We start from the raw sequence: 14,741 nt of genomic DNA, 5'->3' as shown, positions 1-14,741 counted from the left end.
ATGGACAGACTCAGCCTCATCGGCGCCGTGCTCGCGATCGTCGCGATCGTCGGCGGCAGCGTGCTCAAGGGTGCCGGACTGTCGGGACTGTGGTCGCCGGCGGCGTTCGTGATCGTGATCGTGGGCACCGTGGCGGCGATCCTGCTGCAGACCTCGATGCAGACCTTCCTGCGCGCGCTGAAGATGGCCGGCTGGGTATTCAAGCCGCCCGCGCACGACCAGGCCGCGGTGATCGCGCAGATCGTCGAATGGTCCACCATCGCCCGCAAGCAGGGCCTGCTCGGGCTGGAAGCGCAGGTGGCGCAGCAGACCGATCCATTTCTGGGCAAGGGCCTGCAGATGGTGGTCGACGGACTCGAGCCCGAGGCGATCCGGCAGATGCTCGAGATCGACCTGCACGGTCAGAACTCGCGCGACCTGGCCGCGGCCAAGGTGTTCGAGGGCATGGGCATCTACGCGCCCACGCTGGGCATCATCGGCGCGGTGCTGGGGCTGATGGCGGTGATGAAGAACCTCGCCGACCCGAGCAAGCTCGGCCACGGCATCGCCGCGGCGTTCACCGCCACCATCTACGGCATCGGCGCGGCCAACCTGGCGCTGCTGCCGGTCGGCAACAAGCTCAAGACCCTGGTCAACGCGCAGACGCTCGAGCGCGAGATGATCGTCGAGGGCCTGATCGCGATCGCCCAGGGCGAGAATCCGCGCAACATCGAAGCCCGCCTCAACGGCTACGTGCACTGACCGCCATGGCGCGCCGGCACCAGCACGAGGAACACCAGAACCACGAGGCCTGGGCCGTGCCCTACGGCGACCTGGTCACGCTGCTGCTCGCCTTCTTCGTGGTGATGTACGCGATCTCCTCGGTCAACGAGGGTAAGTACCGCGCCGTGTCCGACGCGCTGTCGTCCGCGTTCGGCGGGCCGCCGCGTTCGATCAACCCGATCCAGCTCGGCGAGACCCAGCTGCGCGGATCCTCGTTCGACCGCCCCTCGCTGCTCACCCCCGGCGCCAAGGCCGGCCCCACGGCCACCAGCCCGGTGAGCAACGTGCGCGTGCGGCAGATGCTCGATGCCCCGCTGGGCGGTCGCCAGCCACAGGCGGCGCAGCAGCAGGCGATGGCCAAGGCGGCCATGGATGCCAGCCTGCGCGGCGAGTCGCAGCTCAACACCCTCGGCCGCCGGATCCAGCACGCGCTGGCCGAACTGGTGCGCGAGAAGCTGGTCACGGTGCGCCGCGGCCCCACCTTCCTCGAGGTCGAGATCCAGAGTGACATCCTGTTCGCCAGCGGCGTGGCCGCGCCCAGTCCCGTGGCCACCTCGACCGTGCGCAAGCTCGGCGCAGTGCTGCGCGAGGAACCCAACGCGGTGCGCGTGGAGGGCTATACCGACGACGTACCGATCCGCACCGCCGCCTTCCCCACCAACTGGGAACTGTCGTCCGCGCGCGCAGCCAGCGTGGTCCACGTGCTGATCGGTGAGGGCGTGGATCCGGGACGCCTGGCGGTGGTCGGCTACGGCGAGCACCAGCCCGCCGCGGACAACGCCACGGTCGAGGGACGCAACGCCAACCGCCGCGTGCTGCTGGTGATCCTGGCCGCGCCGCAGGCGGTGGACGCGGTGCCCGAGGCCGGTCCCCAGATCGCGCTGGATGCGGCCGCGGACGGCGCGACGGATCCGGTGACCGCCGACGCCGCCGCCATTGCCGCGCCGGCGCCCCATGCCGCGGCCCTGGCCGCGCCCGATTCGCACGCCGGAGCACACTGACATGCAGGTCTGGGCCATCGCGAACCAGAAGGGCGGGGTCGGCAAGACCACCACCAGCCTGTGCCTCGCGCGCGGGCTGGCGCAGTCCGGCGGCCGGGTGCTGCTGATCGACCTCGATCCGCACGCCTCGCTGACGCGCGCGTTCGGCGTTGCGGCCGATCCGCCCCCGGCCGGCACCCACGACCTGTTCACCGGTCGCGGCGCCAGCCTCGCAGGGCTGGCCCGCCGCACCGACGTGCCCGGGCTGCAGCTGGTGGCCGCGCAGCCCGCGCTGGCCACGCTCGAACGCCGCGGCTCCAGCCAGCCCGGCCTGGGCCTGGCGCTGGGGCGCGCGCTGCACGCCGCCCACGCCAGCTACGACCACGTCCTGCTCGACTGCCCGCCCACGCTCGGCCTGCTGATGGTCAATGCGCTGGCCGCGGCGGACCGGCTGGTGGTGCCGACCCAGACCGACCCGCTGGCGCTGCACGGCCTGGCCGACATGCTGCGCACCGCGACGATGGTCGAGCGCTCGCGCCGGCGGCCGCTGGCGCAGCACGTGCTGCCCACGCTGTACGACCGGCGCACGCGTTCGGGCGTGCAGAGCCTGGAACAGCTGCACGCGCAGTACGAAGGCCGCGTCTGGCCCGATGCGGTGCCGATGGACACCCGCCTGCGCGACGCCCACGGCCTCACCGGCGAGGCCGGCTGCAGCGGCCGTGGCGCCGATGCCTATGCGCGCGCGCTCGACTGGCTGCTGGCCCAGGACCAGGCGACACAGAGGCAGGCGGCATGAACCCGGGCGGCGACACCGAGGTGCTGGACTACATCGACACCCTGCTGGGCGATGTGGCCGAGCAGGCGGCGCCAGCCGCGGCGGTCGCTGTGTCAGCCGCTGCATCGGTCGCGGCGCCGCCCGCCGCCGAGGCGCCTGCACCTGCACCTGCACCTGCTCCCGCACCCGCGCCTGCACCTGCACCAGCCCCTGCCTCCGTGGTCGCTCCCATGCCTGCCCCGATGCCTGTCCCGCCTGCACCGGCGCCGCGCGCAGCGGTCGCCTCCGCGCGTCCCGACGCGTCCGCTCCGGTCGCGCCGATGGCCACGGCCTCGCGCTGGCTGCGGGTGCTGGTGGGCCAGGCCAGCTACGCGCTCGAACTGCTGCGGGTGCAGGAGGTGGTGCGCGTGGTGCCGATCGTGCCGATGCGCGGGGCCCGGGCGGCGGTGCTCGGGGTGATGAACCTGCGCGGCCGGATCGTGCCGGTGTTCGACCTCGGCCTGTGGCTGCGCACCGGTGGCGTGGACGCGACCGAGCACAGCCGGATCGTGGTGATCGAACGCGACGACGAACTCATCGGGGTGCTGGTGAGCGCGGTCGAGGACGTGGTGACGCTGGGCCGCGACCGGATCGAACCGCCGCTGCCGGGCAACGTCGCCGGCGTGATCCTGGGCGTCGCGCGCGTCGGCCCCACGCCGACCGTGCTGTTCGACGCCTACGCGCTGTACGGCTGATGCACGCCGCGCTCAAGTCGCCATGGGCGACGCCGTTAATTCCCGGGACTGCATCGACGTGGCCAAGTCCATGACCCATCTGACGCTCCAAACCGACCTTGGGATCGAACGCGTCGCCGATCTGCAGGCGGCGCTGCAGCCGCACCTCGACGCCGACGTGCCGGTCGAACTCGCCGGCGACCAGGTCGAGCGCGTCCACGCCGCCGGCCTGCAGCTGCTGCACGCCTTCGTCCGCGATCGCGCCGCACGCGGCCAGCGCACCATCATCACCGATCCGTCGCCGGCCCTGGCCGCGGCCGCGCGCCAGCTGGCGCTGGCCGTCAGCCTCGGCGTGGACGGCGGCGACCCCACCCTTTCCAGTACTGTTCCGGGAGCTACGGCATGAGCGCCAAGCAACTGCTCGTGGTCGACGATTCGACCTCGATGCGCCAGATGGTGGCCTTCGCCCTGACGTCGGGCGGCTACGAAGTGCGCGAGGCCGAGGATGGCCAGGCGGCGCTGGAGATCGCGCGCACGCAGTCGTTCGATGCGGTGGTCACCGACGTCAACATGCCGCGCATGGACGGCATCTCGCTGATCCGCGAGCTGCGCCAGCTGCCCTCCTACCGCTTCACCCCGCTGCTGATGCTCACCACCGAGTCGGGCGGCGACAAGAAGATGGAAGGCAAGGCCGCCGGCGCCACCGGCTGGCTGGTCAAGCCGTTCGACCCCGACCAGCTGGTCGCCACCGTGCGCAAGGTCCTGGCCTGACATGGACATCGCCCGCTTCCATGCCGCGTTCTTCGAGGAAAGCCGCGAAGGCCTCGATGCGATGGAGAGCGGCCTGCTGTCGCTCGAGTCGGGCGGCGCAGGCGCGGACCCGGAGACGATCAACGTCATCTTCCGCGCGGCGCATTCGATCAAGGGCGGCGCGGCGACGTTCGGCTTCACCAGCGTCACCGACCTGACCCACCTGCTGGAGACCCTGCTCGACGAGGCCCGCGCCGGCCGCCGCGTGCTGGATCCGGTCGCCATCGGCGCCCTGCTGGCCTCGGTGGACGTGCTGCGCGGCCTGCTCGCGGCCTGCGAGCACGGCAGCCCGATCGACGCCAACGCCCTGGCCGCCGCGCGCGCCGGGCTCGATGCGCTGCTGTCGGGCCAGTCACCGGCGCAGGCGACTGCGACCGCATCCGCCAGCGCCGACCACGATGCCAGTGCACCGGCCGAAGCCGCCGGCGACTGGCGGATCGCGTTCGCGCCGGCGCCGTCGCTGTTCCTGAGCGGCAACGATCCGCTGCGCATCCTGCGCGAGCTCGCCAGCCACGGCGAACTCGGCGTCGAATGCCTGGACGAGCGCCTGCCCGCGTTCGCCGAGATGGACCCGTTCGAGGCCTACCTGGCCTGGAACCTGACCCTGCCCTCGAGCGTGCCGCGCGCGGCCATCACCGAGGCCTTCGCCTGGGTCGAGGACGAGTGCACGCTCGAGATCGACACCATGGCCGCGGCCGCACCTGCGCCCGCGGCGCACGCGGACGACGCCATCGCGTCCGCGCCCGCTGCGGCGGGCGCCCCGCAGGCCGAGGTCGCGGCCACAGCCACCGGGCGCCGCAGCAGCGACAGCGACAACTCGATCCGCGTGGCGGTGGCCAAGGTCGACGCCCTGATCAACCTGGTCGGCGAGCTGGTGATCACCCAGGCCATGCTGCGCCAGCGCTCCGAACACCTGGACCCGGTCGCCAACGAGGCGCTGATGTCGGGGCTGGTGCAGCTCGAGCGCAACACCCGCGACCTGCAGGAATCGGTGATGGGCGTGCGCATGCTGCCCGTCGACTTCGCCTTCAGCCGCTTCCCGCGCATGGTGCGCGACCTGGCCGGGCGGCTGGAGAAGAAGGTCCAGCTGCGCACCCATGGCGAGGCGACCGAGCTGGACAAGGGCGTGATCGAGAAGATCGTCGATCCGCTGGTGCACCTGGTGCGCAACGCGATCGACCATGGCCTCGAGTCGCCGGCCGAACGCCGCGCCGCGGGCAAGGACGAGAGCGGCACCCTGACCCTGAGCGCGGCCCACCAGGGCGCGAACATCGTCATCGAGATCAGCGACGACGGCCGCGGCCTGGATCGTGAACGCATCCTGCGCAAGGCCGCCGAACGCGGCATCGCGGTGCCCGAGACACCCACCGACACGCAGGTCTGGGACCTGGTGTTCGCGCCGGGCTTCTCCACCGCCGACCAGCTGACCGACCTGTCGGGCCGCGGCGTGGGCATGGACGTGGTCAAGAAGAACATCACCGCGCTCGGCGGCCAGGTCGAGATCCGCAGCCGCGCCGGCCACGGCACCACGGTGGTGATCCGGCTGCCGCTGACCATGGCGATCGTCGACGGCATGTCGGTGGCGGTGGGCGGCGAGGTCTTCATCGTGCCGCTGAGCATGGTGATCGAGTCGCTGCTGCCGACGCCCGCCGACATCCGCACCATCGCCGGCGACGCGCGCGTGCTGCGCGTGCGCGAGGACTACCTGCCGCTGATCGACCTGGCCAGCCAGTACGGGCTGCCGGCCACGGCGCGCGGCGAAGGTGAAGAGGCGACGCCGCGCATCGCGGTCGTGGTCGAGGCCGACGGACGGCGGCTGGCGCTGGAGGTCGACGAACTGCTCGGCCAGCAGCAGGTCGTGGTCAAGAACCTCGAGAGCAACTACAAGCGCATCGCCGGCGTTTCCGGCGCGACCATCCTAGGCGACGGCCGCGTGGCGCTGATCGTCGACGCCGCCGGCCTCGGCCAGGCCGCCCCGCTGGCCAACGCGGCCTGAGCCGTAGCGCCGGATCTGCCGGGGGGCTCTGCCAGGCACCGGATCGAAGCAACGGTAACCGGCCGTGCAGCAGCGCGGCCGACCCCGTAGCCCGGGTAAGCGCAGCGCACCCGAGACGCGCGTTTGCCGGCGCAGCGATGCACCGACTCCCGACCGAGCGCGTCGGGTCGCGAATTCCGCCACAGCACGTTGTCGCGCAGATCCCCGGATGCGGCCTTCGGCCTTATCCGGGCGACGCATCGAAGCGGCGATAGCCGGCCGTGCAACAGCACGGCCGAATCCCGTAGCCCGGGTAAGCGAAGCGCACCCGGGACCCGCGATCCCTGGCGCAGCGATGCGCCGACTCCCGACCGAGCGCGTCGGGTCGCGACCTCCGGCATATCACGTTGTCGCGCGGATCCCCGGATGCGGCCTTTGGCCTTATCCGGGCTACGCATAGAAGCGGCGATAGCCGGGCGTGCAACAGCGCGGCCGAACCCCGTAGCCCGGGTAAGCGAAGCGAACCCGGGGCGCCGGGACTCGGGATGCGGGATTCGGGATGGCGCGATGCGGCCGGCGCGACAGGGGTTCGCGCCGAGCGCAGACGCGGTCGACGAGGCAACGGTCTGCGCACGGCATCCCGGCATCGCGCGAGCCCGCATCCGGCCTCCGCCCTGCTCCGGCTACTTGCCGTAGTCGACCTTCGCCGCGCTGCGCTCGGCGGCGTTGCTGAGCACGACGATGCTGATGCGGCGATTGACCGGGTTGTCCGGGTCGGTGCGGTCGAACGGCACCGAGGACGACAGGCCGACCACGCGCGATAGCTTGTCTTCCGACAGCCCGCCCGCCACCAGGGCGCGCCGGGCGGCGTTCGCGCGCTCGGTCGACAGTTCCCAGTTGCTGTAGCCGGTGCGGCCCGCGTACGGCGTGGTGTCGGTGTGTCCGGAAATCGCGACCCGGTTCTCGACCCGTTCGAAGTACGCCGCCAGCTCGTGCAGGATGGTGCGGGTGTAGTCCTTGAGCGTGGGCGATCCCAGGTCGAACATCGGCCGGTTGTGCGCATCGACGATCTGGATGCGCAAGCCCTCCGGGGTGATGTCGATGAGCAGCTGGTCCTTGAACGGCGCCAGCGCCTGACTGCTGGCCACCGCCTCCTCCAGCGCGCGCTTGAGCGCCTCGAGGTTGCGGCGGTCGGTCTCGTCGGCGGCCTTCTGCGCCGCGCCCGCGCCCGCCGCGGCGGCTTGCGGCGCTCCCGGCGTGCGGATGGGCGTGGCGTCGGTCGGCTTGCGGGCGTGCTCGAACATCCTGATCGGCGCTTCGCCCGCGCCCCCCGGGCCGGCGCGGCCCGGCGCCATGCTCGAGGACTGGCCTTCCACCGCGCTCGGATTCTTGAAGTAGTCGGCAATGCCGCCGAGCTGCTCCTGCGGCATGGTGGCCACCAGCCACATGACCATGAAGAAGGCCATCATCGCGGTGACGAAGTCGGCATACGCCACCTTCCACGCGCCGCCGTGGTGCGCGTGCCCGCCGCGCTTCTTCTTGCGGACGATGATGATCGGTTGCAGGGGCGTGGCCATCGCGACGCTCCGTCAGCCCTTGGCGGCCTTGAGGTCGGCTTCCAGGTCCTGGAAGCTCGGGCGCACGTCGGAGAACAGCAGCTTGCGCGCGAACTCGATCGCCACCGCCGGCGCGTAGCCGCGCAGCGACGCCACCAGCGCCATCTTGACCACCTCGAACGCCTTGCCTTCCTCCTCCGCGCGCTTCTCCATCGCCGAGGACACCGGCCCGACGTAGCCGTACGCCAGGAAGATCCCGAGGAAGGTCCCGACCAGGGCCGAGGCGACCTTCTGCCCGATCTCCGAGGGCGGCGCGCTGCCGACGATCGACATCGTATTGATGATGCCCAGCACCGCGGCCACAATGCCGAAGCCCGGCAGCGCGTCGGCCACCTTCTGCACCGACTGAGAGGGTCCGAGCGCCTCGTGGTGATGGGTCTCGAGTTCGTATTCCAGCAGCGATTCGAGCTCGTGCGGGGTCATGTTGCCGCCGACGATCAGCCGCAGGCAGTCCGTGATGAAATCGAGGATGTGGTGGTCGGCCAGGATCTTCGGGTACTTCTGGAAGATCGGACTCTCGGTCGGGCGCTCGATGTGGTCCTCGATCGCCATCATGCCGTCGCGGCGCATCTTCTGCAGCAGCTCGTAGATCAGCTTCAGCAGTTCGACGTAGTCCACGCGCTGGTACTTCGGTCCCTTGAGCAGGGCCATGGTGCCGCGCAGCGCCCCTTTCATCACCTTCGGCGGCGTGGCGATCACGTAGGCACCGAGCGCCGCACCGCAGATCACGATGATCTCGTTCAGATGCCACAGCGTCAGCAGCTTGCCGCCGACCATCATGAAACCGCCGAGCACGCTCGCGATGACCACGAGGGCTCCGATGATCAGGTACATGGTGGCGCTGTCCATGGGGGGCTGCGTCGGGTAACGGCACCGCGCGTGCCCGCTTGAGCCGCCCCCGACGGACGGTGGGCGCCGCCCACTGGCGTGGCGCGTGCCTAAAGAATCGGCGGCCCGGGCCGACATGGACGGTGAGCCGCCGGTCCGCGCCACCTTCGCCAGGGTCCGCGGCCCGCACCCACCCTTGCCGATCAGGACCGCCTTCATGTCCCACCCCAACGACACCGTCCACGCCTCCCAGTCCGCGGGCGCGACGCACGCCGACGACAGCACCGGCGAGTTCCTGACCTTCGTGCTCGGCGAGGAGGAATACGGCGTGGACATCCTGCGCGTGCAGGAGATCCGCAGTTACGACGCCGTCACCCGCCTGCCCGATGCGCCGGACTACATCAAGGGCGTGATCAACCTGCGCGGCATCATCGTGCCGGTGGTCGACATGCGCCTGAAGTTCCGCCTGGCCAAGGCCGAGTACAACGCGCTCACCGTGATGATCGTGCTCAACGTGGGCGGGCGCGTGGTCGGCATGGTGGTCGACAGCGTGTCCGACGTGGTGCGCCTGTCCGGCGAGCAGATCCGCGCGGTGCCGGAGATCGGCGCCACCATCGACCGCCAGTTCCTGACCGGCATCGGCACGCTCGACGAGCGCATGCTGATCCTGCTCGACATCGAACGCCTGATGCGCCACGAGGACATGGGTCTGGTGGCGGCGCAGGCGGCCTGAGGCCAGCACGACGCCGCGCCGGATTGACCAGGCCTGCGCTGCGGCCCGCGGAGATCGGCAAGGGCGCCGGCATCCTCGCCCGCCGTGCCCGGCGGCACGCGACACCGCGCGCATCCCGTCCCGCCGCACGCTCGCCGGCACGTGCCGGTCGCGACCTCAAGCCGCGCCGTTCGCAGCCGACAATGCCCTCGGGCTGGCGCAGCGACGCCGGCGCAGGCGACCGACCGCCACCTTTTTGATCACCGGCGCGGCACGCGCCATCGTCCACCATCCACCATCCGCCAGAAACCCGTCGCGACGCGGCGGGAGGAGCCGCACGTGCGTACCCAGATCCTGTTCCTCGCCACCCTCGCCGCCGCCGGCGCAAGCCACGCCGCCGACTGGCGCGACCTCTCGGTCAAGGCCGACGCCGGCGCGCTCGGCGAGTTCTCCGCCACCGCCAACTGGGCCTACGACCACAACGGCTTCGGCCACCTCGGCCAGGGCGTCGACGCCGCCGCGTTCGACGACGACAGCGCGTGGCGCCGCCGCGAAGTCGGCGTGGCGCTGAAGCGCAAGGACGTCTACGAATTCACCGTGCAGCGCGACCTCGAAGCCGAGACCTGGATGGACGTCAGCGTCAAGCTGATCTCGAAAGGCCTGCTCGGACGCGACCTGGGCGCACTGCGCATCGGCCAGTTCAAGACCCCGGTGGGCTTCGACACCGTCGGCTCCTCGCGCAACACCCCGTTCCTGGAAGCCGCGCTCCCGGCGCAGGCGGCCTATGAGGGCCGGCGCGTGGGCGTGGAGTGGTCGCTGCAGCGTCCGGCGTACCTGGCCAGCGTGGCCTGGTTCGACGGCAACGACCTGGAAGGCGGCAATGAAGGCAGCACGCTGGCCGGTCGCGCCGCGTGGGTGCCGCGCAACGCCAAGGGCGACGTCCTGCACCTGGGTCTGGCCACGAGTCACGAACGTCCCGACAGCGGCACCCTGCGCCTGCGCGCGCGGCCCGAGGTCGGCCTGACCGACGTGCGCCTGGTCGACACCGGCACGCTCGCCGGCGTCGACGCGATCGATCGCACCGGGTTCGAAGGCCTGTGGATCCGCGGCCCATGGTCGCTGCAGGGCGAACTGCTCCAGGTCCACGCCGATCGCGACGCCGGGCTGGCGGATGTGTCGGGCGAAGGCGCCTATGTGTTCGGCAGCTGGGTGGTCACCGGCGAATCGCGCGGCTACAACGGCTATGCGACCAACGTGGTGCCGTCGGCGACGTCGGCACTGGAGCTGCTGCTGCGCTACAGCCAGCTCGATCTGGATGACGGCACGGTGCGCGGCGGAAAGCAGTCGGACTGGACCCTGGGCGTGAACTGGTACCTGGGCCGCAACGTCAAGCTGCAGGCCAACTACGTGTTCGCGCATGCGCGCCGCAACGGCGTGCTGCGCGATCCGGAAGCCTTCGGCCTGCGCGCGCAGGTCTACTTCTGAATCCGGCCGCCCGCCGTCCGTCGGACGGCGTTCAAGTCGTTCCCGGGGCCGCCGTTACGAGTTCGTGAACGGGCAGCTGGACGGCCCACGCCTGCTCCACCTGCCCCTCCGGCGCCCGCGCGGCGCCGGCCACTCGCATCGAACCGGGATCCACACATGTTCAAGTCACTCAGCATCGGCAGACGCCTGGCCATCGGCTTCGCCGCGCTCGCACTGCTGATCGTCGCCATCGGCGCGTTCTCCATGCAGCGCATGGGCAAGATGCAGTCCGAAGTTCTCCAGCTCACCCGCAGCGCGGTTCCCGCGATCCGCGACCTGGGCCGCATGGCCACCTCGCTGGCCGAGTACCGCGTCAGCGAGCGCGGCCTGGTGAGCAACGCCGACAATCCGGAGAAGTTCGAAGAATACAAGGGCGAGCTGGTGACCGGTCGCGAACAGTTCCAGGCGATCGCCGATCGGTACGCGGCCGAGGCCGGTGCCGCCGAGCACGAAGCCTACCAGGACGCGATGGCCGCAGTGGCGCTGTACTTCGACAACAGCCAGCGGCTGGTCGACGGGCTGCAGGCCGGCGACCTCGGCCCCGTGTCGGCGGCCGCCGACCTGCGCCAGGCCGCGGCCGACCAGATCGGCGTGGTGCTCGACCACCGTCAGAAGGACCTGGACGCGGCCGTCGCCGCGCAGGAGGCCGACTACGCCGCCAGCCTGACCGCCATCGGCGTGCTGTTGGCGCTGGCGCTGGTGCTGGCCGGCGCGGCGTCGGTGCTGATCACGCGCTCGATCGTACGGCCGCTGTCCGAGGTGATGGGCGCGGCCGATGCGGTCGCGCGCGGCGACCTGGAGCGGCCGGTGACCGTGGTCGAACGCAGCGAGGTGGGCGCACTCGCCGCCTCGATGCGCGAGATGGTCAGGACCCTGAAGGGCTACGTGGCCGCGCAGCGCGAGATGCACGAGGCGCACGACGCCGGCGCGATGAACCACCGCATGCCTGCCGGCCAGTTCCCGGGCACGTACGGCGCCATGGCCGAAGGCGTGAATGCGCTGGTGCAGTCGCACATCGACACCACGTCGACCGCGATCGAGTTCGTGGGCACCTACGCCCGCGGCGACCTGTCGCGCGACTTCGAACGCCTGCCGGGCGAAAAGGCGAAGATCACTGCCGCGATCGACGCGGTCAAGCAGTCGATGCTGGACACCAACGCCGAAGTCCGGCGCCTGGTGGAGGGCGCGGTGGCCGGCGACTTCTCGCTGCGCGGCGACACCCAGCGCTTCGAGTTCGCCTACCGCGAGCTGATCGAGGGCCTGAACCGCCTGATGGCCGCGACCGATGCCGGCCTGGGCGAGATCGGCCAGCTGCTCTCGGCCGTGGCCGAGGGCGACCTGTCGCAGCGCATCGACAGTGGTTTGGCCGGCCGTTTCGGTGAGGTCGCCGACGATGCCAACCGCACCGTCGACCGGCTGGCCGAGATCGTCGGCCAGATCCGCACCGGCAGCGATGCGATCAACTCGGCCGCGTCCGAGATCGCCGCCGGCAACGACGACCTCTCGCGCCGCACCGAGCAGCAGGCCGCGTCGCTCGAGGAAACCGCCTCGTCGATGGAGGAGCTCACCTCCACCGTGCGCCAGAATGCCGACAACGCCCGCCAGGCCAACCAGCTGGCGATCGGCGCGGTCGACGTCGCCTCGCAGGGCGGCGAAGTCGTGGGCAAGGTCGTCGAGACCATGTCCGCGATCTCCGAATCCTCCAACCGTATCGCCGACATCATCGGCGTGATCGACGGCATCGCGTTCCAGACCAACATCCTGGCGCTCAACGCCGCGGTGGAAGCCGCACGCGCCGGCGAGCAGGGCCGCGGCTTCGCGGTCGTGGCCGCCGAGGTGCGCTCGCTGGCGCAGCGTTCGGCCGGCGCGGCCAAGGAGATCAAGCAGCTGATCACCGATTCGACCGACAAGGTGCGCCACGGCAACCAGCTGGTCGACCAGGCCGGTCGCACCATGGGCGAGATCGTCACCAGCGTGAAGCGGGTCACCGACATCATCGCCGACATCTCGGCCGCCTCGCAGGAGCAGAGCGCGGGGATCGACCAGGTGAACCAGGTCATCACCCAGATGGACGAGAGCACCCAGCAGAACGCGGCGCTGGTGGAGGAAGCCACGGCCGCGGCGCGCAGCATGGAGCAGCAGGCCGGGCAGCTGGTGCAGACGGTGGCGATCTTCCGCACCCAGGACGGCCATGTCGCGCCCGCGCGCACGGCCACGCCTGCGACGACCACCCCGGAGTCCGCGGCCAGCGCACCGGCAAGCGTCGTGGCCCTGCCCAGGCGCACGCCGTCGCCGGCGCCTGCATCCAAATCCGCCACGCGCAGCCGCGCCCGCAGCAGCGCGGTGCTGGCCACCGAAGCCTCCGGCGAGTGGCAGGAGTTCTGACCGCCAGTGGTCAGGTTTGAACGACGGGGCGCTTCGGCGCCCCGTCCGCTTTTCCCTCACGAGAAAAAAGGAAAAAGTTGTTTCTGTGTGAAGTATTTGTGACGACGTGCCGTTCCAACGCCTCCATCGCCCGCTCCATCAGCCGTTACCGGAGGCGCACAGCCGCCGCGCTTGCGTCCGGTCCTGCTCTGCGCCGCAGCATCCAATTTCTCAGTTTGATCGTTAGTTGACCCAATCCGGTAGAAAACAATGAAATCCAAGAATCTGACCATTTCCACCCAGCTCGCCATCGGCTTTGGCGCTGTGGTGCTGGTCTTGCTCATCATCGGCGGCATCAGCCTGCAAAGCCAGTCGGAAATAAACGGCGCAAGGGAGATCAGCGAGCACACGTTCAAGGTGCTGGCGACCGGCGAAACGATGCAGGCAAATGCGCTGAATATCGAGACGGGTACGCGCGGTTACCTGCTGTCGGGCGACAAGGCGAACCTGGCGCCGTTCATCGAAGGTCAGGCGGGATTCGAAAGGAGCTATGCCGACGCCAGGCAACTGACCGCGGACAACGCCAAGCAACAGGCACGCCTGGTAGACGTCGACAAGGCTTATCGGCAGCTGCTGACGGCCGAACAGGAAGCCATCGCGGCACGCGAAGCCGCCACCAGCACGCAGGACGTCGTGCCCCTGTTCCAGCAGGGCCGCGACCGCGCCGCCATGGACGAAATCCGCTCGCTGCTCGGCGACTTCGCCAACGAAGAAACGGCGCTGCTGGCCCAGCGCAGCGCCGCGCTGAACGCGGCACGCGCCCGCGGCAAATGGTCGGTGCTGATCGGCAGCCTAATCGCGGTGCTGATTGCGATTGGCATGGGCCTGATGATCCGCCGTCAGTTGGTCAGGCGAATGGGCCTGGCGATCAATGTTGCCGATGCCATCGCCTCGGGCAAGTTGGACAACAGTATCGACACACAGTCGCGCGACGAAACCGGGCGCTTGCTGATCAGCATGAACAAGATGCAGGAGCAACTGCAACGCTTTGCCTCTGCGCAGCAAACGATGCAGGTCGAGCATGATGCCGGCGATATCGAGCATCGCATCGACGCGGCGGCCTTTCCCGGTGCCTACGGCCAGATGGCCGAACAGATCAACAACCTGGCCGGATCCCACATCGCGATGAACGCCCGCGTGATCGAGATCGTCGGGGCCTATGCCAGCGGCGACCTGTCAAGCGACATGGACCGCCTCCCGGGCAAGAAGGCCGAGATCACCGCTGCGGTGGACGCGGTCAAGATCGGTACGCTGGCCGTCAACGCCGAGATCAAGCGCCTGGTGGATGCGGCGGTAGCCGGCGACTTCAGTCAGCGTGGCGACGCCCAGCGCTACCAGTTCGTCTACCGCGAGCTGATCGAGGAACTCAACCGGCTGATGGCCGCGACCGACGAGGGCCTCGGCCAGATCGGCAGCCTGCTCTCGGCCGTGGCCGATGGCGACCTCTCGCGCCGCGTCGATGCCGGCCTGCCCGGCCGCTTCGGCGAGGTCGCCGGGGATGCCAACCGCACGGTCGAGCGCCTGGCCGAGATCGTCGGCCAGATCCGCAGCGGCAGCGACGCGATCAATGCCGCAGCAAGCGAGATCGCCTCGGGCAACAGCGACCTGTCGCGCCGCACCGA

The 14,741-nt window shown here is 70.4% G+C and carries 13 protein-coding genes; 11 read left to right on the top strand and 2 right to left on the bottom strand.

Annotated elements, in window-relative coordinates; all coding sequences use genetic code 11:
- The 7 genes from QFW81_RS13510 to QFW81_RS13480 are packed head-to-tail and all read left to right on the top strand — an operon-like array spanning position 1 to position 6,036.
- Positions 1–741 carry a flagellar motor protein gene (locus QFW81_RS13510; protein WP_280579485.1) on the top strand — a complete coding sequence of 247 codons (741 nt, stop codon included), beginning with the start codon at positions 1–3 and terminating at the stop codon, positions 739–741.
- Positions 742–746: 5 nt separating this feature from the next.
- Complete coding sequence (gene motD / locus QFW81_RS13505) at positions 747–1,763, top strand: flagellar motor protein MotD (RefSeq protein WP_280579484.1); 1,017 nt, start codon at positions 747–749, stop codon at positions 1,761–1,763.
- Between the two features lies 1 nt (position 1,764).
- The gene (locus QFW81_RS13500) at positions 1,765–2,538 is read left to right on the top strand and encodes a ParA family protein (RefSeq protein ID WP_280579483.1); all 774 of its coding nucleotides are present in this window, start codon (positions 1,765–1,767) and stop codon (positions 2,536–2,538) included.
- Positions 2,535–3,251, top strand: a complete 717-nt coding sequence (locus QFW81_RS13495) for a chemotaxis protein CheW (protein WP_280579482.1) — start codon at positions 2,535–2,537, stop codon at positions 3,249–3,251. The genes QFW81_RS13500 and QFW81_RS13495 overlap by 4 nt, the downstream gene beginning before the upstream one ends.
- Positions 3,252–3,273: 22 nt before the next feature.
- Positions 3,274–3,636: an STAS domain-containing protein gene (locus QFW81_RS13490; RefSeq protein WP_280579481.1), complete on the top strand. Its 363-nt coding sequence runs from the start codon at positions 3,274–3,276 to the stop codon at positions 3,634–3,636.
- Positions 3,633–4,001, top strand: coding sequence for a response regulator (locus QFW81_RS13485; protein ID WP_280579479.1), 369 nt, complete (start codon positions 3,633–3,635; stop codon positions 3,999–4,001). The genes QFW81_RS13490 and QFW81_RS13485 overlap by 4 nt, the downstream gene beginning before the upstream one ends.
- Before the next feature lies 1 nt (position 4,002).
- Positions 4,003–6,036 carry a chemotaxis protein CheA gene (locus QFW81_RS13480; RefSeq protein ID WP_280579478.1) on the top strand — a complete coding sequence of 678 codons (2,034 nt, stop codon included), beginning with the start codon at positions 4,003–4,005 and terminating at the stop codon, positions 6,034–6,036.
- 662 nt (positions 6,037–6,698) lie between these two features.
- Here QFW81_RS13480 and motB read toward each other — a convergent pair.
- The gene (motB, locus tag QFW81_RS13475; RefSeq protein WP_280579476.1) at positions 6,699–7,592 is read right to left on the bottom strand and encodes a flagellar motor protein MotB; all 894 of its coding nucleotides are present in this window, start codon (positions 7,590–7,592) and stop codon (positions 6,699–6,701) included.
- 12 nt (positions 7,593–7,604) lie between these two features.
- The gene (gene motA, locus QFW81_RS13470; RefSeq protein ID WP_280580526.1) at positions 7,605–8,465 is read right to left on the bottom strand and encodes a flagellar motor stator protein MotA; all 861 of its coding nucleotides are present in this window, start codon (positions 8,463–8,465) and stop codon (positions 7,605–7,607) included.
- Between the two features lie 211 nt (positions 8,466–8,676).
- Between motA and QFW81_RS13465 the strand changes: the two genes are divergently transcribed.
- The 4 genes from QFW81_RS13465 to QFW81_RS13450 form a co-directional block, all read left to right on the top strand.
- Positions 8,677–9,192 (top strand): chemotaxis protein CheW, encoded by a 516-nt coding sequence (locus QFW81_RS13465; protein ID WP_280579474.1) that lies wholly within the window; start codon positions 8,677–8,679, stop codon positions 9,190–9,192.
- Positions 9,193–9,510: 318 nt separating this feature from the next.
- Positions 9,511–10,656, top strand: coding sequence for an OprO/OprP family phosphate-selective porin (locus tag QFW81_RS13460; RefSeq protein WP_280579472.1), 1,146 nt, complete (start codon positions 9,511–9,513; stop codon positions 10,654–10,656).
- Positions 10,657–10,812: 156 nt separating this feature from the next.
- A complete protein-coding gene (locus QFW81_RS13455) occupies positions 10,813–13,080 on the top strand; it encodes a methyl-accepting chemotaxis protein (protein ID WP_280579471.1) in 2,268 nt (755 codons plus the stop codon).
- A gap of 249 nt (positions 13,081–13,329) precedes the next feature.
- A partial coding sequence (locus tag QFW81_RS13450; RefSeq protein WP_280579469.1) for a CHASE3 domain-containing protein occupies positions 13,330–14,741 on the top strand: 1,412 nt, incomplete at its 3' end.

Origin of the sequence: Luteimonas kalidii (assembly GCF_029887935.1) — a bacterium.
Classification (GTDB): Bacteria; Pseudomonadota; Gammaproteobacteria; order Xanthomonadales; family Xanthomonadaceae; genus Luteimonas; species Luteimonas kalidii.
This window is presented reverse-complemented; position numbering and strand designations above follow the sequence as displayed.